The 19,229-nt window shown below is 70.2% G+C and carries 20 protein-coding genes; 10 read left to right on the plus strand and 10 right to left on the minus strand.

All coding sequences use genetic code 11. The features are described 5' to 3' along the window. Positions 1 to 9 precede the first annotated feature (9 nt). On the plus strand, positions 10 to 381 hold the full coding sequence (locus ABD798_RS35480) for a hypothetical protein (protein WP_344885398.1): 372 nt from the start codon (positions 10 to 12) through the stop codon (positions 379 to 381). On the opposite strand, the gene ABD798_RS35485 is transcribed toward ABD798_RS35480, so the two are convergent. Genes ABD798_RS35485 through ABD798_RS35500 form a run of 4 tightly spaced genes read right to left on the minus strand, consistent with a single transcriptional unit; the run spans position 378 to position 4,192 of the window. Then, positions 378 to 1,001, minus strand: a complete 624-nt coding sequence (locus tag ABD798_RS35485) for an FKBP-type peptidyl-prolyl cis-trans isomerase (RefSeq protein ID WP_344885401.1) — start codon at positions 999 to 1,001, stop codon at positions 378 to 380. The two genes, ABD798_RS35480 and ABD798_RS35485, sit on opposite strands and share 4 nt — an antisense overlap. Then, positions 979 to 1,569 (minus strand): FKBP-type peptidyl-prolyl cis-trans isomerase, encoded by a 591-nt coding sequence (locus tag ABD798_RS35490; RefSeq protein ID WP_344885404.1) that lies wholly within the window; start codon positions 1,567 to 1,569, stop codon positions 979 to 981. The genes ABD798_RS35485 and ABD798_RS35490 overlap by 23 nt, the downstream gene beginning before the upstream one ends. 35 nt (positions 1,570 to 1,604) lie before the next feature. After that, positions 1,605 to 3,830, minus strand: coding sequence for a tetratricopeptide repeat protein (locus ABD798_RS35495; protein ID WP_344885407.1), 2,226 nt, complete (start codon positions 3,828 to 3,830; stop codon positions 1,605 to 1,607). A 14-nt stretch (positions 3,831 to 3,844) separates the two neighbouring features. Then, complete coding sequence (locus tag ABD798_RS35500; RefSeq protein ID WP_344885410.1) at positions 3,845 to 4,192, minus strand: RNA polymerase-binding protein RbpA; 348 nt, start codon at positions 4,190 to 4,192, stop codon at positions 3,845 to 3,847. Positions 4,193 to 4,386: 194 nt separating this feature from the next. On the opposite strand from ABD798_RS35500, the gene ABD798_RS35505 reads away from it, so the two are divergent. Continuing rightward, complete coding sequence (locus ABD798_RS35505; RefSeq protein WP_344885413.1) at positions 4,387 to 5,247, plus strand: helix-turn-helix domain-containing protein; 861 nt, start codon at positions 4,387 to 4,389, stop codon at positions 5,245 to 5,247. Then, positions 5,244 to 5,426, plus strand: coding sequence for a DUF397 domain-containing protein (locus ABD798_RS35510; RefSeq protein WP_344885416.1), 183 nt, complete (start codon positions 5,244 to 5,246; stop codon positions 5,424 to 5,426). The genes ABD798_RS35505 and ABD798_RS35510 overlap by 4 nt, the downstream gene beginning before the upstream one ends. Here the strand turns inward: ABD798_RS35510 and ABD798_RS35515 are convergent. After that, positions 5,423 to 6,418 carry a LacI family DNA-binding transcriptional regulator gene (locus ABD798_RS35515; RefSeq protein WP_344885419.1) on the minus strand — a complete coding sequence of 332 codons (996 nt, stop codon included), beginning with the start codon at positions 6,416 to 6,418 and terminating at the stop codon, positions 5,423 to 5,425. The two genes, ABD798_RS35510 and ABD798_RS35515, sit on opposite strands and share 4 nt — an antisense overlap. A gap of 83 nt (positions 6,419 to 6,501) precedes the next feature. On the opposite strand from ABD798_RS35515, the gene ABD798_RS35520 reads away from it, so the two are divergent. The 3 genes from ABD798_RS35520 (at position 6,502) to ABD798_RS35530 (ending at position 9,636) form a co-directional block, all read left to right on the plus strand. Further along, positions 6,502 to 7,569: a methyltransferase domain-containing protein gene (locus ABD798_RS35520; protein ID WP_344885422.1), complete on the plus strand. Its 1,068-nt coding sequence runs from the start codon at positions 6,502 to 6,504 to the stop codon at positions 7,567 to 7,569. Between the two features lie 10 nt (positions 7,570 to 7,579). Beyond that, positions 7,580 to 8,443 carry an alpha/beta fold hydrolase gene (locus ABD798_RS35525; RefSeq protein ID WP_344885426.1) on the plus strand — a complete coding sequence of 288 codons (864 nt, stop codon included), beginning with the start codon at positions 7,580 to 7,582 and terminating at the stop codon, positions 8,441 to 8,443. A gap of 224 nt (positions 8,444 to 8,667) precedes the next feature. Beyond that, positions 8,668 to 9,636 (plus strand): asparaginase, encoded by a 969-nt coding sequence (locus ABD798_RS35530; protein ID WP_344885429.1) that lies wholly within the window; start codon positions 8,668 to 8,670, stop codon positions 9,634 to 9,636. On the opposite strand, the gene ABD798_RS35535 is transcribed toward ABD798_RS35530, so the two are convergent. Continuing rightward, positions 9,622 to 10,584, minus strand: coding sequence for a helix-turn-helix transcriptional regulator (locus tag ABD798_RS35535; protein WP_344885432.1), 963 nt, complete (start codon positions 10,582 to 10,584; stop codon positions 9,622 to 9,624). The two genes, ABD798_RS35530 and ABD798_RS35535, sit on opposite strands and share 15 nt — an antisense overlap. Before the next feature lie 115 nt (positions 10,585 to 10,699). Here ABD798_RS35535 and ABD798_RS35540 point away from each other — a divergent pair, with 115 nt between their 5' ends. Further along, a complete protein-coding gene (locus tag ABD798_RS35540; RefSeq protein ID WP_344885435.1) occupies positions 10,700 to 11,116 on the plus strand; it encodes a hypothetical protein in 417 nt (138 codons plus the stop codon). Positions 11,117 to 11,297: 181 nt separating this feature from the next. On the opposite strand, the gene otsB is transcribed toward ABD798_RS35540, so the two are convergent. Together otsB and ABD798_RS35550 are read right to left on the minus strand one after the other, a co-directional pair. Next, positions 11,298 to 13,859, minus strand: coding sequence for a trehalose-phosphatase (gene otsB, locus ABD798_RS35545; protein WP_344885529.1), 2,562 nt, complete (start codon positions 13,857 to 13,859; stop codon positions 11,298 to 11,300). Positions 13,860 to 14,006: 147 nt separating this feature from the next. Further along, entirely contained in the window at positions 14,007 to 14,453 is a 447-nt protein-coding gene (locus tag ABD798_RS35550) for a hypothetical protein (protein WP_344885438.1), read from the minus strand. A gap of 301 nt (positions 14,454 to 14,754) precedes the next feature. On the opposite strand from ABD798_RS35550, the gene ABD798_RS35555 reads away from it, so the two are divergent. Beyond that, entirely contained in the window at positions 14,755 to 16,572 is a 1,818-nt protein-coding gene (locus tag ABD798_RS35555) for an AMP-dependent synthetase/ligase (protein ID WP_344885441.1), read from the plus strand. A gap of 488 nt (positions 16,573 to 17,060) precedes the next feature. Here ABD798_RS35555 and ABD798_RS35560 read toward each other — a convergent pair whose 3' ends face one another. Then, positions 17,061 to 17,183, minus strand: coding sequence for a hypothetical protein (locus tag ABD798_RS35560; RefSeq protein ID WP_344885444.1), 123 nt, complete (start codon positions 17,181 to 17,183; stop codon positions 17,061 to 17,063). A 30-nt stretch (positions 17,184 to 17,213) separates the two neighbouring features. After that, positions 17,214 to 17,714 (minus strand): helix-turn-helix domain-containing protein, encoded by a 501-nt coding sequence (locus tag ABD798_RS35565; RefSeq protein ID WP_344885446.1) that lies wholly within the window; start codon positions 17,712 to 17,714, stop codon positions 17,214 to 17,216. 323 nt (positions 17,715 to 18,037) lie between these two features. Between ABD798_RS35565 and ABD798_RS35570 the strand changes: the two genes are divergently transcribed. Beyond that, positions 18,038 to 18,271, plus strand: a complete 234-nt coding sequence (locus ABD798_RS35570) for a DUF397 domain-containing protein (protein ID WP_344885449.1) — start codon at positions 18,038 to 18,040, stop codon at positions 18,269 to 18,271. An 84-nt stretch (positions 18,272 to 18,355) separates the two neighbouring features. After that, positions 18,356 to 19,225, plus strand: coding sequence for a helix-turn-helix domain-containing protein (locus ABD798_RS35575; protein ID WP_344885452.1), 870 nt, complete (start codon positions 18,356 to 18,358; stop codon positions 19,223 to 19,225). The last annotated feature ends 4 nt before the right edge of the window (positions 19,226 to 19,229 follow it).

Genomic DNA, 19,229 nt, shown 5'->3' on the forward strand with positions numbered 1-19,229 from the left:
TGGTACGAGATGAACATCGATACGGCGTTGAAAGAGGCCATGTCCATCGCGGGCGCGGTCGGTGTCGCGTTGGTCGACTACGACAGCGGGATGTCGCTCGGCACCAGCGGTGGCGGTGACTGGCTCAACCTGGACCTCGCGGCGGCGGGCAACACCGAGGTCGTCCGCTCGAAGATGCGGGTGATGTCCACGCTCGCGCTCAACGACAGCATCGAGGACATCCTGATCACGCTGCACCGCCAGTACCACCTGATCCGGCTGATCGACACCGCGAAGTCCAGGACCTCGCTGTTCCTGTACCTGGTGCTGGAGCGGGAGTCGGCGAACCTCGCGCTGGCCAGGCACCACCTCAAGCGCATCGAGAGCGAGCTGCAGGTCTAGCCGGCCTGGGCGATGTGCAGGACGAACACCAGGGTCTCGTCGGCCTTGACCTCCCGTTGCCCGCGCTGGCCGAAGCCCTTCGCGGGCGGGACGACGAGCACGCGGTACCCGCCGGTGCTCATTCCGGTCACGCCGTCGTGCCAACCGGGAACGCCGGTGCCGTCGCCGACGACGAAGGGCACGGGTTCGCCGCCGAAGGTGCTCTCCACCTCGCGGCGGTCGGACCAGGTGGCCAGCGCGTAGTGCATCCGGACAGGGGTGCCGCGGCCGACCGAGGTGCCCGCGCCGCGAACGAGGTCTTTGGTGACGAGCTCGGCCGGCGGAGCGCAGCCGGTGGGCAGCGCGATGCTGGGGCGCTGGGAACCGTTGAGCCGCACGGAGATCTCCGCCGTGGAGCACACGGGACCGGCCGGGGTGATCGGCGTGGCCTTCGCGAGGGGGACCGTCGGCCCAGGAGCCGGGCGGGTCGTACCGAGACTCGCTCCACCGTCGGGCAGCTCCGAGGGCCTTTCGCCCGGAGGGGCGCAACCGGCCAGCAGGAGCGCGAGCAGCACGAAGCCCGGCGCCGTCACACGGACGGCGCCGGGCTCGTGGGAATTACGCGCCGACCTTGATGGCATCGACGACGAACACGAGGGTCTCGTTGCCCTTGATGTTGCCCTTGCCCGCGGCCTTGTAGCCCTTGGCGGGCGGGACGACGAGCAGGCGGCGGCCGCCCTGCTTCATCCCGGGAAGACCCTCGACCCAACCGTCGATGAGCGCGCCCTTCTCCAGCGGCGTCTCGAGCGGGGCGCTGCCGAAGGAGGCCTGGTTCTCGCTCTTGGTCGACCAGGTGTAGAGCGCGTAGTGCATCTGCAGCTCGTCACCCAGCTTGATCGCGGGGCCGGTACCGGGGATCAGGTCCTTGGTCAGCAGCTCGGCGGGCGGGGCGCAGTCCGCCGGGATGGTGACGGTGGGCTTCTGCCCGGCCGCCCCGGTCACGACGACCTTGTCGACGGCGCACGGCGGCCCGGCCGGGACGGACACGGTGGCCGCGGTGGTCGTGGCCGGCGCCGCCGAGGACGGGGCGGACTGGCTCACGTTCGCGCCGCCGTCGGGCAGGTCGGAGGGGCGCTCGCTGGGCGTGCAGCCCGTCACCGCGAGGACGGTGCTGATCAGGATTGCGGTCATCGCCGCGGTCTTCCGCATGGCGGAAAGCCTAATCGGAGCGGTCGGGGCGGGCGTCACCGGCAACCCTGCGCGGCGAACAGCGCGTCGGCGCGGCGCAGGTCGGCGGCGGCCCGCTCGTCCTCGCCGAGCACGAGCCTGCCGTTGCCGACCTCGCGCAACGCGCCGGCCTGGCTCCACGTGTCGCCGAAGCGCTCGAAGGTGACGCAGGCGCGGTCGTACTGCTCGACGGCTTCGGCGTGGCGGTCCAGTTCGACCAGCACGAACCCTAGGCGCAGGCGGGTCCGCGCCGCACCGCGGTCGTCACCGTGCCCGTCGAAGAGGGTCAGCGCGTGCCGTTGCAGCTCAAGGCCTCGCGCGGGTTCGCCCAGTTTCGCCAGCACGACGCCGAGCCTGCTGGAGCACACGGCGTGCTGCCACCAGTCGCCGCGCAGCGACACGGCGCGCGCGAGCGCTTGCCGGGCCGCGTCGGGGCGGTTCAGCGCGAGCAGCGCGCGGCCGAGGCAGTCCAGCGCGGCGACCTCGGCACCGGCGATCGTGTCGCCGTGGGCGAGGCCCGCGGCGGTCTCGGCGAGCTCGCGCGCGGTGTCCGGCTGCCCGGTTTTGGCCGCTGCCAAGGAAAGCGCGGCCAACGCGTGCGCCTTGTCCTCGGTGTCCTGTTGCAGCTGCGCCTGTTCGAGCGCGAGCTGAGCGAGCGTGCGCAGGTCCGGCCACGCGCACCGCAGCCGGTAGTACCAGCTGATCTGGCGCAGCAGTCCGACGAGCCCCCAGCCGGGGTCGAGGTGGCAGCCCTTCTCGGCGGCGGCCAGGATCGCGGTCCGTTCGGCGTCGAGCCAGCGCACCGCCTCGCGGATCCCGCCGAAGGCCGATTCGCGGTCGTGCTGGGCGGTCGGGTCGAGCCAGCCCGCGGCGTCGGCGGCGGTCTCCAGCAGCGCGTGCAGCAGGCGCAGCTCGACCTCCTGCCGCGCGGGCTCGTCCTGTTCGGCCCGGGAGCGCGCGAAACCGCGGACGAGGACGTGCATCCGCGAACGCCCCTCCGTCGCGGCCGGACGCAGGAATCCGGCTCTGTGAAGCCGATCCAGCTCGCGCCGCACCGAGCGGAGCGACTCGCCGAGCGCCACGGCGGCGGTCTCGACGGTGAAGCAGCCGCCGGGCGCGAGGGCCAGACGGCGCAGCAGCCTGCGGGCGGGTTCGTCGAGCTGCCGGTAGGACACCTCCAGCACGCCGCGCACGGCACGGCTGTCGACGGGCAGCCACGCGTGCCGCGCGTGCTCGCGTTCGAGTTCGGTGACGGCGTCGGCGAGCAGTCCGCCGGGCCAGTCGACGAGGCGGGCGGCGGCGATGCGCAGTGCCAGGGGCCAGCGGTCGCACAGCGCGGCCATCCTGCGCGCGGCTGCCGGTTCGGCGTCGACCCTGCTCCTGCCGAGCACGGCGGCGACCAGGTCGACGGCGTCGTCCTCGGTGAGCGGGCCGATCCGGCAGCGGTGCACGGCGCGCGCGGTGTCCAGGCCGTGCAGCGGACCTCGGCTGGTGACCAGCAGCGCGGAGCCGGGCGAGGAGGCCAGCAGCGGCAGCGCCTGGTCCTCGTGCGCGGCGCCGTCGATCACCACGAGCATCCGCCGCGTAGCGAGTACCGCCCGGTACAGAGACCCGAGTTCGTCCACGTCGGACGGCAGGGCGCGGTCGGCGATCCCGCAGGCGCGCAACGCTTTGCGCATCGCCTCGGTCGGGTTCGGGTCGCACAGGTCGAGCAGGATCGCGCCGTCGGGGAAGTCGGCAGCGGCCTCCGTCGCGGCCCGCGCGGCGAGGCTGGACTTGCCTGCCCCGGGTGGTCCGCTGAGCACCACGAGCGCGCCGCCGGTGAGCACCTCGCGCAGCCGCTCCAGCTCCGCCAGCCTGCCGACGAAGTCCGCGGGCGCCGGGGGCACTGCGGCCGAGGGCGCCGGTACGGGTGCCGGTCCCGCCGGAGCGGTGTCGCGCTCGGCGACGGCGTGGCGCTGCTCGGCCAGCTCCGCCAGGTCGGCGGCCGCCCGCTCCCGCAGCGCGGCGAGCGAGGCGGCGATCGCGCCGTCGGTGTCGCCGACGGCCGCGGCGAAGCGCGGCAGCAGGTTCTCCGGGATCATCCGGCGGCCGCGCTCGTAGTCGGCGAGCGCGCTGTGCGCGTTGAGGCCGATGCTCCTGGCCAGCCCGCGCAGCGACAGGCCGGAGTCCGTCCGCAGCCTGCGCAAGGCGGCACCGAGCTCCACCAGGGACGTGTCGTCCTGGAAGGAACCGCTGATCATGTCACTCCAGGCGTTCAGCTGACGGAGACGCGACCGGCGCGCAGCACGCTGAGCCGCTCCGCGAGCAACTGCTCCAGCTCGGGTTCGGAGCGGCGGGAGCACAGCTGCTCCCAGTGCGTCTTTCCGGTACGCGGTACCGCGTTGTCCTCAGTACCCGCGCTGGTGTCGGAGTACCAGACGCGGCTGTCCGTGCCGTGCTTCGGGCACTCCCACACCTCGGGGGTGTCCGCGTCGGCGGCGAAGGTCAGCTCGACGTTGTGCCCCTGCGGGCAGACGAACACCACTGTTCGTCGGGCGGCGGGGGCCTCGGTGGCGGGCTGCGGGTACTGCGGGCCGCCACCGGCCCGGATCGCGCGGATCACGACGCCTCCTCGACGTGTTGGGGGCTTGCGAGTCGTGCGAGGGTGGCGCCGCGACTCGCCTGCGGGGTCGAGCGTCAGCAGCGATCCGCGGGTGCGAAGCGTAGGGGCAGCCGTTCCCGGTTGCCCATACACCACCGGAGTGAATATTCACCCTGTCTTAGGCTGAGCGCAAACCTGCGCGAGGAGGCACCTGAATGCCGGGCACCAGGACCCGCCGCAAGCGCAAACTCGGTGCCTTCCTCAAGGAGCTGCGGGAACGCGCCGGGATCGGGGCCGAGGAGGTCGCCGGGCGGTTGCGCAAGTCCCAGCCGACGATTTCGAAGATTGAGAACGGTCACGTCCTCTGCGGCTTCGCCGAACTGGGCGCCATGCTGGCCCTCTACGCGGCGAACGAGGCTCAGCGCAGGGAGGCCGAGGCCCTGTGGGACGACGCCAAACAGGACGCCACCCGTATCGAACACTCTTCTGCGGTTCCCCCCAAGTTCCGCACGTTCCTGCGCGCGGAGGCGGACGCCACGTCCGTACAAACGTTGGAGTCGACCGGCATTCCGGGATTGTTGCAGACCGCAGATTACGCGGCGGCGGTGCGCGCGGCCGCCCGCAGGTTCATCGACCCGGCCGTCGGCGTCGAGCGGGCCGTCGCGGCGCGGCTGAGCAGACAGAAGCGGCTGCACGGCCCGGGGGCGCTGAGCCTGCACGCGCTGATCGACGAGACGGTGCTGCGCAGGGTGGTCGGCGGGTTCCGGGTGCTGCGGGAGCAGCTGGCGCACCTGCTGGTGGCCGCCGAACTGGACAACGTCACCGTTCAGATAATCCCATTCGATTTCGGCGCCTACGGCACGATGTCCGGCTCGGCAACGATCCTGGGCTTCGCCGACGACGGCTATCCGGACGCCGTCTATTTGGAGTACCCCGGAGGCGGGGAATGGGTAGAGAATGACGGCGACGTTCGGAAGTTCCGGGCGATGTTCGCCGACATCTCGGCAGAAACCCTGACGCCCGAGGAGTCGGCGGCGGTGATCCGCGCACACGTCGACGCACTTGAGGGACGATGAACCCGTCGCGCACCTGGAGAAAGAGCAGCTATACCGGAAATGACAACAACTGTGTGGAACTGTCCTTGACAGAGTTCGAATCGGCTGTCCGCGACAGCAAGCGGCCGAATGGACCAGTCCTCACATTCACCCCGTTGGCTTTCTCACGCTTCATACGTTTTCTGCGTGCGATGCGCTAACGCGTTGAAGCCCGGACGACGAGTTCGGGCGGCAGCAGCCGGGACCGGGCGCCGCCACCGTCGACGCGGACCAGCAACTCCTCGACGGCGGCGGCGCCCATGGCGCGCAGGGGGCTGCGCACCGTGGTCAGCGGCACCGTGAGCGAGGACGCCAGCGGGATGTCGTTGAACCCGACGAGCGCGATCCCCTCCCCCACCGCGATGCCGTTGGCCCGCAGCACTCCCGCGGCGCCCATCGCGGCCACGTCGTTGACGGCGAACACCGCGTCCAGCTCGCGCCCGAGCGCCAGCACCTCGCTCATCGCCTGCTCGCCACCGCGCGAGTCGTAGCCGCTGTGGACCACCATCTCTTCTGGTACTGGGTACCCCGCCGCCGCGCAGGCGCGCAGGAACCCCTCGGTCCGGTCGGCGCACGTGCTCGCGTAGGGCTGCCCGGCCAGCACCGCGATCCTGGTGCGCCCCAGTCCCAGCAGGTGCTCGGCGGCCAGCTCGCCGCCGCGCTCGTCGTGGCAGGTGATCGCGGGGTGCTCGCCGGAGCGCCTGCTGACCAGGACGAACGGGATGTCGTTGGCCACCAGGGATTCCAGGCCGCTGCCGTCGAGCCGCGCGTCTCCGATGATCAGTCCGTCCACGCCCCAGGACAGCAGCGCTTCGAGCCCGGCGGCGTGCTGCTCGGCGTTGTCGTGGGTGTTGGTGACGAAGGTCCGGTAGCCGTGGGCCAGCGCGGCCTCCTGGATGCCCTCGTAGACGGCGGCGAGCACGTAGTCGGTCAGCGTCGGCACGAGCACGCCGAGGATGCGCGTGCGCTGCGTGCGCAGGCTGGCCGCGTACTCGTTGCGGATGTAGCCGAGCTCGCGCGCGGCGGCCCGAACGCGATCCTCGGTCTCCTTGGTGACCTGGGCGGTTCCGTTGAGCACTCTGGCCACAGTGGACACGTGGAGGCTGGTCGCCTCTGCGACCGCGCGCAGGGTCACCCTGGGCCTGGCGGACACGGTCTCTCCTGTCGCTGGAGCGGCTTCGAGTCGTCCATCGTGCCGCACGACTGGCGCACCGCGCTTTCGGGCACCCTGAGGACATGGGGCTGCGTGAGGATCTGGTGCGGGCGCTGACCGACAGCGGCGATCTCTCCGCGCAGTGGTGTGAAGCGTTTCTCGCGGTGCCCAGGCACGCGTTCCTCCCGGATACCGTCTGGTACTCCGAACCACTGAAACGCTTGTCACGCACCGAGAATCCGACGGAGTGGCTGACGGCCGCCTACGCCGACGACTGCGTGGTGACACAGCTCGACGACGGCGCGCCGAACGGCCCCGGGCTGGCGACGAGCTCCGCGAGCATGCCCGGGGTCGTGGCGACGATGCTCGACCTGCTCGACGTGGAGCCCGGCATGCGGGTCTGCGAGATCGGAACTGGTACCGGGTACAACGCGGCACTGCTTGCCCACCGCCTCGGCGCGCACAACGTCACGACGGTCGAAGTCGACCCGGTGCTAGCTCGTCGCGCTCGCGCCGCACTCGACGCCGCGGGCTACGACGGGGTGACTGTGGTGTGCGACGACGGTCTTAATGGCTGCCCAGCGCGCGCTCCGTTCGACCGCGTCATCGCGACCGCCAACGCGCAACGCATCCCCTATGCGTGGGTGGAGCAGACAATGCCCGGCGGGCGCATCGTCAGCCCTTGGGGAACCGCGTTCTTCTCCGGCGCACTGGTTTCACTGTCAGTCGACGCGGACGGCGTGGCGCGTGGTGGCATCGCTGGGCGCGCGTCCTTCATGGACCTGCGTGCGCAACGCGTGAGCCCCGTAGATGTAGACGCGGACATCTACGCCGAGGACCGCGCGGTCGTCACGCGCACCTCGCTGCGCACAGACGACGTGATCGGCACCTACGACGTCAACATCGCGATGGCCGTGCTCGTGCCGGACTGTCACGCATTGCCCACCGCAGACGGGTTGTGGCTCGTCGATCCGACATCGCGGTCGTGGGCCTACACGGTCGGCGGAGAAGTTCGGCAGCTCGGCGCGCGACGGCTGTGGGACGAGGTCGAGTCGGCTCACCGCTCGTGGGTCGCCGCGGGGAGCACGCGCGCGACGGGGTGGCGATTCGCGGTGGGACCGGCCGGTCAGCGCATCACCCAGCGGCGGTAAGTTGACCCGCATGACCAAGACCGCCGTGCTCAGCCGCTTCGTGGACGAGGAGTCCCGCGAGGAGTTCCTCGCCCGCTTCGGCGAGGCGATGAGCGCGTGGCCGCAGGACCGCGTCGAGTCCGATGTGGACACTCGGTTCGGCAGCACCCGCGTCTACAGCCACGGCGACGGCGACGGCACGCCCGTGGTGCTGCTGCACGGCGGCAACACCACGCCCGCGACCTGGCACCCCAACGTGGCCGCGCTGGCCGAGGGGCGCGTGGTGCACGCCGTCGACGTGCTCGGCGAGCCCGGCACGAGCACCCCGACCGCGCCGATGGTCAAGGCGTCGGACACCGCGGAGTGGCTGACCGCCGTCCTGGACGGCCTCGGTGTGCAGCGCGTGCACCTGGTCGGCACGTCCTACGGCGGCTGGATCACCGCGAACCAGGCACTGCACACCCCGGAGCGCCTCGCCTCCGTCACGCTGATCGAGCCCTCGCGCGTGCTCGCCGAACTGCGGCCGATCTTCGCCGTGCGCACGGTGTGGAACCGCGTGATCGGCGCGGAGAGCCTGTGGCGCGAGTACTTGGAGTGGTCCTCGCGCACCGCGCCCGCCGTGCGCGAACTGCAACTGCTGGGCAGCATGCGCTTCCGCAAGCGCCTCATGCCGCCGCGCAAGCTCGGCAAGAAGCAGCTCGCCGGGATCTCCGTGCCGACGTTGGTGCTGCTCGGTGCCACCAGTCCCGTCCAGCGCGTCCAGCGGGCCGCCGGGCGGGCGTCGCTCATCCCCAACGCGGAGGTCGCGGTCATCCCCGGCGCGGGCCACGCGCTCGCGACCGAACAGCCCGAGGCCGTCAACACCCGCATCACCGACTTCCTCGCCCGCCACTAGAGCCCCACCCCTTAAGCCCTGAACGACCCGCTTAGTGCGTTGAGCGCGCTGAACGGGTCGTTCAGTGCGCTCAAGGCGTCAAAGGAGCCGTTCGCGCACAGGACGGACCACCCTCCGTGCGCGTGCGGGAGGGGATTGACGAGGAGGGGGTGCGTGTCGGACAGTAGGCGAACGTTCGCGCGATCGTTCGTCCGGGGTCGCGCCGGAGTGTTCGGGGAGGTCCGATGGAGCGGGTCGTGGTGATCGCGACGGGTGGCACCATCGCCAGCCAGCCGACGATGAGCGGGCTGGCCGCGAGCCTCCAAGGGCGCTCGGTGATCAGCGCGGTGCCGCCAACGGCGGGCTTGCGGGTGGACGTGATCGACCTGTGCACGATCGACAGCTCCTGCCTGACGATCCGGCACCAGCTCGACCTCCTGGAGCAGGTGCGCGTCGCGCTGGCCGACCCCGACGTCACCGGTGTCGTGGTCACGCACGGCACGGACACGCTGGAGGAGTCGGCTTTCCTGCTCGACCTGCACCACGACGACCCGCGCCCGGTGGTCCTGACGGGATCGCAGCTGCCGTTGGGGCACGAGGGCTCCGACGCTCCACGCAACCTCTCGGACGCGTTCATCGTCGCGCAGCAAGCACGCGATCTAGGGGTGCTGGTGGTCTTCAACGGCCACGTACACGCCGCGCGGGGCACGGTGAAGCGGCACACCTTGGACGCGCACGCGTTCGGAGACCCCTCGCACGAGCCACTGGGCCGGATTCTCGGCGGAGAGCTGCTGTTGCGACGCGACGTCCAACGCCGGAGCGCGCCACTGTCCGCGCCGCGTGGCACAGCGCCTCGCGTAGACATCGTGACGCACCACAGCGATGGTGACGCGGTGCTGCTGCGAGCGTCGATCGCAGCAGGCGCGCGCGGGATCGTGCTGGTGGGTGCGGGCACGGGCAACGCCACGCCGGAGATCGCGGAGGCAGTGCGCGAAGCGACCCTCGCAGGCGTGGTCGTCGCGGTGACCTCACGATGCGCGGCGGGCCCGGTCGCTCCGGTCTACGCATCAGGCGGCGATCTGCTCGCGGCGGGCGCGATCCTCGCTGGGCACCTCCGTGCGAGCCAGACGCGCATCGCGCTGCTGAGCGCCTTGATGCACACAGACAGCCCGGAGCGGTGTCGCGCGTTGCTGCCCGCGCTACTCGGAACCTGACGCGCGCGCGTAGCGGCGGCTGAGTTCGCGGATGTGCTCGACGAGCTCCGGCGGCTCCTGCACCTCGAAGTCCACGCCCGTCATTCCCAGGTACAGAGCCAAGGACTCGAAGGAATCGGCTCCGGTCTCGAAAACACAGGTGTTCTCGTCAACCGGCTCCAAGCGGCCGTAACCGCCGAAACGGTCTGACAGTGCTTCAGCGGATGCGTGCATCAAGATGCGTGCGCGGGACCGCCACGGCGCTGCGGTGATGCGCGACGACACGAAGGTCGCGACGTCCACGCCGTTAGGCAGCTCGCGCGGCGTGAAACGAGGGCCAGTGGGCGTGCGCGGCGAAACGCGGTCCACGCGGAACGTGCGCCAGTCAGCACGGTCGACGTCCCACGCGACGAGATACCACCGACGACCCCAATTGGCCATGCTGTGCGGTTCCACCACGCGCAGGCTTTCGACACCGTTGTGGTCGGCGTAGTCGAAACGGAGACGCTCGCTGTCGCGGCACGCGCTCGCGATCGTGGTGAGCACGGCGGCATCCACCGTCGGCCCTGGCCGCAGCGGAATCGGCACGGTGTAGGACTGCAACGCGTTCACACGGCGGCGTAGTCGCGACGGCAGGACCTGTTCGAGCTTGGTCAGCGCGCGCAGCGACGTGTCCTCGATCCCGGCAATCGGTCCACTGGTGGCGGTGCGGAGGCTCACGGCGACCGCGACGGCTTCGTCGTCGTCGAGCAACAACGGTGGCAGCGCGGCACCCGCGCCGAGCCGGTAGCCACCTGCGGACCCAGTCGTCGCGTTGACCGGGTAACCGAGGTTGCGCAGTTTGTCGACGTCGCGGCGCACGGTCCGGACGTCGACCTCCAGGCGATCCGCGAGGTCGGAGCCGGACCATTCGCGGCGGATCTGCAACAGCGACAGCAGGCGGAGCAGGCGGGCCGATGTCTGCAACATGACCGCAGTCTGGCACCCCTCGCGGACAACTCCTGTCCTCAACGCTGTGGCAGGGAGTCACTGTGTCGAGTGGCTTTTCTTGCCAAGGTCGGCAGCTGTCGACAGCCTCGACCGCATGCTGATCACGTCGCGCCCCGCGGTCACCGCCGCCGGGTGCGTGCTCGGACTCCTCCTCTGTGCGGGAACGGCCACCGCCCAACCGCCGCAGTACAGCGCTGACCAGGTACGGAGCTTCCTGACCGAGTTCTACGGCAAGCACGGCCCGAGCCAGCACGACCGCGAACACCACGTGACGGCGGAGCTGAAGAAGAAGGCCGCCGCGACTCCTGACTACGACTTGTTGCTGTGTGCGCAAAACAAACCGGCCGGAATCGGCATCGGCGCGGTCACCACGGCGCAGTCCGCCGGCGTCGGCTGGGCAACGGTCACCACGCGCTGGAGCGGCCCCGCGCAGCAGTTCACCGCGTACGTCGGCCTGGACGCGCGCGAGCCGCTCAAGCTCTACGACATCGACTGCGGGGTCGAGCGATGACCGAGCCCGAAAGCGTCGCGGTCGGCGAGAGCACCACGGTGTGCCATGACTGCGCCGGAGCACAGCACGCGGCCCGTGAGGTACTGCGTCTCAACGGAGAGACCGGGGCGACCGTCGCCGTCACGCGCGCATGTCGCACATGCTCCGGCGTTGGGGCACTGCCCGGCCTGATCCCGCCTGTCTAGTTCGAGAGAAGTTGTGCGCAGCGGATGAGTCCGATGTGCGAGTAGGCCTGGGGGTGGTTGCCCAGGGAGCGTTCGGCGATCGGGTCGTACTCCTCGGGCAGGAGTCCGGTGGGGCCTGCGCAGTCGACCATCTGCTGGAAGAGTTCTTCTGCTTCGGTGCGGCGTCCGGTGAGCAGGTAGGACTCGATCATCCAGGCCGCGCAGATGTGCCAGCCGCCTTCGGTTCCGGGGAGGCCGTCGTCGCGGTGGTAGCGGTAGACGGTGACGCCGGAGCGGAGTTCGGCTTCGGTGGCGGTGACGGTGGCTTGGAAGCGCTCGTCCTGCGGATCGATCAGGCCGGAGAGTCCGATGTGGAGGGTCGCCGCGTCCAGGTCGACGCCGTCGTAGGCGGTGGTGAAGGACTGGGCCTCGACGTTCCAGCCGTTCTTCAGCACGTCCTGGGAGATCGTGTCGCGCAGCACCGCCAAGCCGGGATCGACGGTGCGGCCGTAGGTACCGGCGAGCTTGATCGCGCGGTCCAGCGTCACCCAGCCCATGACGCGCGAGTACACCCGGTGCCGCGGCGCGTGCCGCTCCTCCCAGATGCCGTGGTCGGCCTCGTCCCACCGCCGCGTGACGGCCTCGGCCATCGCCTCGACCATGCGCCAGTCGTCATCGGTGAGCTCGCCGCGCACTTCGGCCAGCTGTGCCACGAGGTCCACGACCGGGCCGAACACGTCGAGCTGGACCTGCTGGTTGGCCAGGTTGCCCACCCGCACCGGACGCGAACCCGCGTAGCCGGGGAGCGTGTCGATGACCGCCTCCGGCCCGAGGTGCGTGCCGTGCAGCGTGTACAGCGGGTGCAGCCGCTCCGGGCCCGGCAGCGTGGCGAGCACGCCGTGCAGCCACTTCAAGTACTTCTCGGCCTCGTCCGTGGAACCCAGCGAGACCAAGGCCTGCGCGGACAGCGCCGCGTCGCGGATCCAGCAGTAGCGGTAGTCCCAGTTGCGGACGCCGCCGATCTCCTCGGGCAGTGACGTGGTCGCGGCGGCCAGGAAGGCGCCGGTCTCGTCGTGCTGCAGGCCCTTCAACGTAAGGGCGGAGCGAGCCACGAGGTCGCGTTGGACCTCCGGCAGCCGCAGCGTCGCCAGCCAGTCGGACCAGTAGGTCCCGGCGGCGGCGCGGCGCTCAGGCTCGCTCCGCGAACTTGGGGAGAGATCGTCGCTGCCACAACGGAGTTCGAGCACGACCGGCCGGTCCGGGGCCACCTCGACCACGGCGTGCGCGGACTCGTGCTGGCCGTCGGAGGTGATCGTCCACTCGACCCCGGGCGCGCGCAGGACCATCGGGTCGGACATGCCGGACACGCGCAGTCCGTCGGGCTCGGCTACCAGGCTCACGGGGACCTGGCCGAACTCCGGGCGCGGCGCGAAGTCGATCACCGCGCGGGTGTTGCCCGAGATCACGCGGACCAGCTCGGTGCGGCCCGGCGCGCTCGCGTGGTCCAGGTAGTCGGTGACCAGCAGCTTCGACCAGCGGGTCTCCACCGTCATGGTGCCCGGCAGGTAGCGCTGGCCCAGCGGCAGACCGTTGCGCTCCGGCTTGATGCCGAAAACACCCGCCGTCGGACCGCCGAGCAGGTCGGCGAACACCGCGCCGGAGTCCGGCTCCGGGTGGCAGAACCACGTGAGCTTCGCGTCCGGCGTCAGCAGCGCCACGGAACGCTCGTTGGCCAGCATGGAGATGCGCTCGATCGGCACCGCCTGCTCACCGTGCAGCCACGTGCGGCGCACCTCGACGAGGAAGGCCAGCACGGCGGCGACGTCGGCGGTCTCGGTGACGCGGAACGACGCGACGGTCTCGCCCTCGCCGACCTTGATGCCCAGGTCGGGACCGGCCAGCGTGGCGAAGGCCTTCTCGTCGGTCACGTCGTCGCCGAGGAAGACCGCGGCGGTCGCGCCGACCTGGCGGCGCAGCACGTTGAGGGCGTCGCCCTTGTCGGTGCGCACCACGGCCAGCTCGACAACGGCCTTGCCCTCGGTCACCTGCACGCCGTCCCAGGTGCACGGGCCGCCGCGCACCGCCTCCAGCAGGCGCTCGCCCACCTCGGGCTCGGCGCGGCGCACGTGCACCGCGACGCTTGCGGGCTTGTGTTCCAGGTAGATGCCTTCGAGCCCGGCGGCCAGCTGCTCCAGCTCAGCGCGCACGCGGGCGAGGAGCTGGCGGGTGTCGCCTTCGAGCGCGTGCACGAAGCCCACATCGAACTCGGAACCGTGGCTGCCGACCAGGTGCACCTCGGCGGGCAGCCGGGACAGCGTGGCGAGGTCTCGCAGCGCACGGCCGGAAATGACCGCGACCGTCGTCGAGGACAGCGCGGCCAGTGAGCGCAGCGCGTTCACCGACTCCGGCAGCGGGCGGGCCTGCTCGGGGTCGGCGACGATCGGCGACAGCGTCCCGTCGTAGTCGCAGGCCACGAGCAGCCTGGGCGTCCTGGCCAGCTGCGCCAGGGCCCGGCGCAGCTCGGCGGGCAGCGCGGCGACCCCGGCCGGGGAGGTCGCGGGCGTTGCGGCGAGCACCATGGGAAACCCTTCGATCACCGAGAGCCACCGTGGTCGGATTCACGGCCGGGCTGTTCGCGGGAACATAATCCGTTACTCGCGAGGAACCCAAACACGTACCGGAATTCGTAGCCCAGGCTTGAGGGCGGCTTAGGGTTTGACCTTTTCTTAGGAATTCGACCAGTTGCGGCACATCGAGGACGTCGAGCGCGCCGCGGAGACGACGGCCTGCCACGGCGGGAGGTCGTGGCCGGGGCGCGGGCGGACCACCCAGCGCGAGCCCGGTTCGCCCGCGGCCAGCGGCGGCAGCGCCAGCCGGGTGCCGGGAGCGAGCAGGTGGACGTCGATGCGGACCAGGTCCAGCACCGTGTCCACGCGGACCGGGGTGACCGGGCCGGTGAGGAACACCCAGCGCTCGGGGTGTCCGGGGATGCCGAGGACCGGGCCGGTGAGCAGGTGGAGGGAGAGCATCGCGTTGGTCTCGGCGCCGAGCCCGGCGCGCATCGAGATCGCGCCGACGGTGTCACCGACGACGAGCTCGGCGGGGCCGGGGGCGGGGCCCAGGGTCAGGCCGAGCGGCTGGACTGAGGCGGGAGGCTCCGAGATGAGCGTCATGGCTTCTATCCCCTCATGTGGCGAGGTACGTGATGTACCTCACTTCCACCGAGGAAAGCATCTGACTCCATCATTCGACCGTCAACCGGTTATTAACTGTCTCAAAGCGCTGCAATGTGCACAGAAGTACCGACCTCTGGGCATTACCCCAATACATTTGTGCACCCGGTTCTCCTCGGTGACGGACCGGCCACGATCAGTGTCCGAAACGAGCTCGCACCCGGTCGACGTCTCGACTGCGCGGCCCGCGGGGGGTTAGGTCCTTGCTGAGCCCGGTGCGGGCCTGATCGAGGAGGTTGCGATGGCGGGGATCATCAGCGAACCCGGGATCACCTCGATCCCCGGCCTCCTGCGCGCCAGGATCGCCAGGACACCCGACACCGAGGCCTTCCGCTACCGAGCTCGCTCCGGCTGGGAGTCGCTGACGTGGGCCGAGACCGGTGCCAAGGTGCGCGAGATCGCGCTCGGGCTGCTCGCGCTCGGCGTCGGCGCGGGCCGCACGGCGGCGATCCTGTCCGGCACCAGGGTGGAGTGGCTGCTCGCCGACCTCGGCGTGCTCGCGACCGGCGCCGCCACCACGACGATCTACCCGACCAACACCGCGGACGAGTGCGCGTTCGTGCTCGCCGACTCCGGCAGCGCCGTGGTCTTCGCCGAGGACCAGGACCAGGTCGCGAAACTGCGTTCCGTTCGGGACCAAGTTCCTGGTGTCGCCAAGGTGATCCTCATCGAAGGCGCGGTCGCGGCCGACGACGACTGGGTCCTCTCCCTCGACGACGTCATCGCGCTCGGCCGGTCGTCCGAGCCCGACGCCTACGAGCGGGCGGTCGCGGCGATCACCCCCGACCAGCTGGCGACGCTGATCTACACCTCCGGCACCACGGGCAGGCCCAAGGGCGTGGAGCTGACCCACGACAACTGGCTCTACATCGCCGAGGCCGTCGACCCGCTCGACCTGATGCGCCCGGACGACCTGCACCTGCTGTGGCTGCCCATGTCGCACGTCTTCGGCAAGGCCATCGAGATCGCGGTGATCAACGGCGGCACCCCGACCGCGGTGGACGGCGTCGTGGACCGGATCGCGGCGAACATGGCGGAACTGCGTCCCACCGTGCTCGGTGCCGCCCCGCGCGTCTTCGAGAAGATCTACAACACCGTCCTGGCCACCGTGCGCGCCGAGGGCGGTGTGAAGCTCAAGCTGTTCCGCTGGGCACGCGGTGTCGGCCTGCGCCACGCCGCCAACCGCCGCGCGGGCCGGTCTTCCCCGCTGTGGCTGCGCGTGCGCTTCGCGATCGCCGACAAGCTCGTCTTCACCAAGCTGCGGGCGCGCTTCGGCGGGCGGGTGCGCTACTTCGTCTCCGGCTCCGCGCCGCTGTCGCCGGAGATCGGCGAGTTCTTCGACGCGGCCGGGCTGCAGATCCGCGAGGGGTACGGCCTCACCGAGACCTCCGCCGCCTCGTTCCTGGCGCGGCCGGAGGAGCTGCGCTTCGGCGTCATCGGCAGGCCGCTGCCCGGCACCGAGGTCCGCATCGCCGACGACGGCGAGGTGCTGATCAAGGGAAGGGGCGTCATGCGCGGTTATCGCGGGCTGCCGGAGGCCACCGCCGCCGCGCTGGAGGACGGCTGGCTGCGCACCGGCGACATCGGCGAGTTCGACGAGCGCGGGCGGCTGCGGATCACCGACCGGAAGAAGGAGCTGATCAAGACCTCCGGCGGCAAGTACGTCGCGCCGCAGGCGATCGAGGGCAAGATCAAGACCGCGTGCCCGTACGTGGCCAACGCGCTCGTGCACGGCGACCGCAGGAACTTCTGCGTGGCACTGGTGACGCTGGACCCCGACCTCGTCGCGAAGTGGGCGGGCGCGCGCGGGCTCTCCGCCGACATGGCCGAGCTGACGCCCAACCCCGAGCTGCGCGCCGCCGTCCAGGAGGGCGTCGACGCCGTCAACGCCACGCTCGCCAGGCACGAGACCATCAAGGCCTTCGCCATCCTCGGTGACGACTTCACCGTGGAGCGCGGTGAGCTGACGCCGAGCATGAAGATGCGCCGCCGCGTGATCGAGCAGCACTACGCGGACCTGCTCGACGGCTTCTACGACGGCATGATCGAGACGGTCTAGCCACACCCCTGCGACCGGGACAGCTTGCCACCCACCAGAACACTCTTTCACCCGACGAGGTGACATAGTGCCCTTTTGCGCTCCCATCGACACTCTTGGTAGTAACTTTTCACTCGCCAGAGTGATCGCCCACGCGAGCGCCCTTTGCGGCACCGGCAACGGAAAATAAACCTGCACCAGGTTTAAATGATCATGAAGTGCCGTTTCGGTGACGCGAAAGACCAGCTGGGGCGCTGTTTTACGAGAGTGAGCGAGCCTGGTGCATCATCCATCACCTGGCACTTCACGCTTGCGGCCACTACAAGAAGTTGGCCTGGACGGTCGCGGACGAATACGATAGCGACGCAACAAAAAAAGAGGGCCCCTGCTGTAACAGGGGCCCATTCCCCGACCGGCAGCTCCAACCACCATCGAGGCGTAAATCCGACATGACTGTACCGCAGACTCCTGGCGACATTTCACCAGGTCACCCCATCCGAGTGCCGCTGTCACCTCAACGGGGCAGCCAGGTGCTCGTCGAGGTCACGGTCGAACTCGACCCGCACGGTCGGCGGCAGCTCCGCCGCACGACCGTCGAGACCTTCCCCTGCCAGGCGACTCCCACCTCTCACCGCGGCCGCTCGCTCTGGCCAGGAACGCGGTCACCGCTGCGCGCCGCCGCGCTTGCGCAGCGGCACCCCGGCGTCGAGCAGAATGGTCCTGATGACGTGGTAGGACAGGCCCGAACTCGCCGCGAGGGCGCGCAGCGTCTCCCCGGCCAGGTAGGCCTCTGCCAGTGGTGCGACGTCGATGGAGTAGGTGGCGGCGGGGGCGACACCCGGCTCCACCCCCGCCTGGGCCAGCAGCAGCCGCAGCGTGCGCCGGTCGATGCCGGTCTCGTGGGCTAGCTCCCGGATGGACCGTCCTCTGTCGTACGCGCTCGCCACGGCGTGGGCGGTCTCGTCCGCCGTCTCGCGCAGACAGGTCGCGTCACTCGTGCGCACTCCCGCCTCCAGCAGCAGCTGACGCACCTGGGCGGGACGGCGATTGACCTCATCGGCCAGTTCCTGGATCGGGCTCCGGCTCTTCAGGAAACGAGCGGCGAGCGCGTAGGCCGTCTCCCTGCGTTGCTGCCCGTAAAGCCGGGACTGCTGTTCAGCCATGGGACCCGTCCCGACGCCCCCGAGCCACACTGCCACCCTGCAGACGAAAGGACCGAACGAAAAAACAGCTATCGCGAGAAACAAAACAAGAAAAAGATTCCACCCATGCCGCCGTCACACCCGCAGCACCTCCGACTCCCCCGAAATCCCCCGACCCGGTGACGGCACGGCGAACGAACTCCGGCCATTTCGCTAGAGAACCCGCCGTGTTGTCCGCAGTACTTCCCCGAGCGCATTGCGCCCTCGAAGAGCCTATCCAAGGATTAACACGGGTGTCCAGACAGCGGACATCCGAACACAGGGATGGATTCGGGGGTCCAGCGATGAACGCAATCGGAAAAACCGCAGTCGAGGAGGCCGCCTTCCCGGAATCGGGATGGCGAACTCCCGCCGACTGCTCCGGCAAGGGCGGTGACTGCGTCGCCGTGAACCTGGAACACGCGGGCTGGGTCGGGGTGCGCGACACGAAGCGACCCGACGGCCCGGTCCTGAGCTTCACCGACGACGAGTGGACCGCGTTCGTCGCCGCCGTGGGCAGGGGCGAGTTCTCCCGATGAGGACCGGGGGCCGACGGAGCACCCGTCGGCCCCCGCGGGTGGGTGGCGGCGGCGAACCATCCGTGAAAGCGATCCGTGAGGTACGTGAACAGAGCTACTCAGCGCGAGAGGAACCTCGCCGCGCTCGGCCAGATCCTGAAGGCGTTGCGCAAGGAGCGCGACCTGGTCCAGCGGGCCGTCGGACGCAGGGCGTTCCCCAAGAACATGAGCCAGAACTTCGTGAGCGACCTGGAGAACGGCGAGGTCGACAACGACAAACTGCCCGAGCACGTCGAGCGCCTCAAGGCGTTCTTCCTCGTCGATCCCCGAACGGCGGCGGCGATGGACCGGCTGTGCCAGACCCCTGCGACGATGCGCGACTGGCCGGGTGGGCACGCAGGCGTCGCGCCCTACTTCCAGTACTTCGTCTCGCAGGAGATCTGGGCCGAGGCGATCCACCAGTGGCAGGACAACAGCATTCCGGGACTGCTCCAGGCGTGGGGCTACATGCGCGAGCTGTTCGCCGAGGAGAACAAGCCCGAGGATGTCGAGGAGTTCACCGCCGCCAGGCTCGGTAGGCAGTCGTTGTTCGACCGGGAGAACCCGCCGAAGTACGAGGCCGTTCTGCACGAGAACGCCCTGCGCCGCGTGCACCAGGTCTACGGCGCGGAGATCGCCGTCGAGCAGGTCCTGCACATTTTCACGCGGATGCGGACCCACCCGAACGTCACCGTGCGCATCCTCACCAGGGATCGCGAGCGCGCCGATCTCCCGCTGGGCTATTCCGTCGTGTGCTTTCCCGGTGGCGTCGGGGACTACGTCCACCTGGAACCGCTCAACAACGGCGTCTACGAGGATGCCGAGTCCTACGTGAAGGAGAACAGGGCGGACTTCGACCAGTTGTGGGCCGCGGCGCTGAGCCGGGAGGCGAGCATCGAGTTCCTCCTCACCCTCGCCGAGGAGTGGTCGGGCTGAGCGG

The sequence above is a fragment of the Allokutzneria multivorans genome, assembly GCF_039537405.1.
Classification (GTDB): Bacteria; Actinomycetota; Actinomycetes; order Mycobacteriales; family Pseudonocardiaceae; genus Allokutzneria; species Allokutzneria multivorans.

Bases quoted from the DNA above. Each gene is read 5' to 3' on its own strand.
- ABD798_RS35490 (WP_344885404.1), bottom strand. From the start codon at position 1,569: ATGCGGAAGACCGCGGCGATGACCGCAATCCTGATCAGCACCGTCCTC.
- ABD798_RS35570 (WP_344885449.1), top strand. From the start codon at position 18,038: ATGAACGCAATCGGAAAAACCGCAGTCGAGGAGGCCGCCTTCCCGGAA.
- ABD798_RS35505 (WP_344885413.1), top strand. From the start codon at position 4,387: ATGCCGGGCACCAGGACCCGCCGCAAGCGCAAACTCGGTGCCTTCCTC.
- ABD798_RS35495 (WP_344885407.1), bottom strand. From the start codon at position 3,830: ATGATCAGCGGTTCCTTCCAGGACGACACGTCCCTGGTGGAGCTCGGT.
- ABD798_RS35535 (WP_344885432.1), bottom strand. From the start codon at position 10,584: ATGTTGCAGACATCGGCCCGCCTGCTCCGCCTGCTGTCGCTGTTGCAG.
- ABD798_RS35540 (WP_344885435.1), top strand. From the start codon at position 10,700: ATGCTGATCACGTCGCGCCCCGCGGTCACCGCCGCCGGGTGCGTGCTC.
- ABD798_RS35550 (WP_344885438.1), bottom strand. From the start codon at position 14,453: ATGACGCTCATCTCGGAGCCTCCCGCCTCAGTCCAGCCGCTCGGCCTG.
- ABD798_RS35530 (WP_344885429.1), top strand. From the start codon at position 8,668: ATGGAGCGGGTCGTGGTGATCGCGACGGGTGGCACCATCGCCAGCCAG.
- ABD798_RS35555 (WP_344885441.1), top strand. From the start codon at position 14,755: ATGGCGGGGATCATCAGCGAACCCGGGATCACCTCGATCCCCGGCCTC.
- ABD798_RS35510 (WP_344885416.1), top strand. From the start codon at position 5,244: ATGAACCCGTCGCGCACCTGGAGAAAGAGCAGCTATACCGGAAATGAC.
- ABD798_RS35480 (WP_344885398.1), top strand. From the start codon at position 10: ATGAACATCGATACGGCGTTGAAAGAGGCCATGTCCATCGCGGGCGCG.
- ABD798_RS35520 (WP_344885422.1), top strand. From the start codon at position 6,502: ATGGGGCTGCGTGAGGATCTGGTGCGGGCGCTGACCGACAGCGGCGAT.
- ABD798_RS35525 (WP_344885426.1), top strand. From the start codon at position 7,580: ATGACCAAGACCGCCGTGCTCAGCCGCTTCGTGGACGAGGAGTCCCGC.
- otsB (WP_344885529.1), bottom strand. From the start codon at position 13,859: ATGGTGCTCGCCGCAACGCCCGCGACCTCCCCGGCCGGGGTCGCCGCG.
- ABD798_RS35485 (WP_344885401.1), bottom strand. From the start codon at position 1,001: ATGCCATCAAGGTCGGCGCGTAATTCCCACGAGCCCGGCGCCGTCCGT.
- ABD798_RS35565 (WP_344885446.1), bottom strand. From the start codon at position 17,714: ATGGCTGAACAGCAGTCCCGGCTTTACGGGCAGCAACGCAGGGAGACG.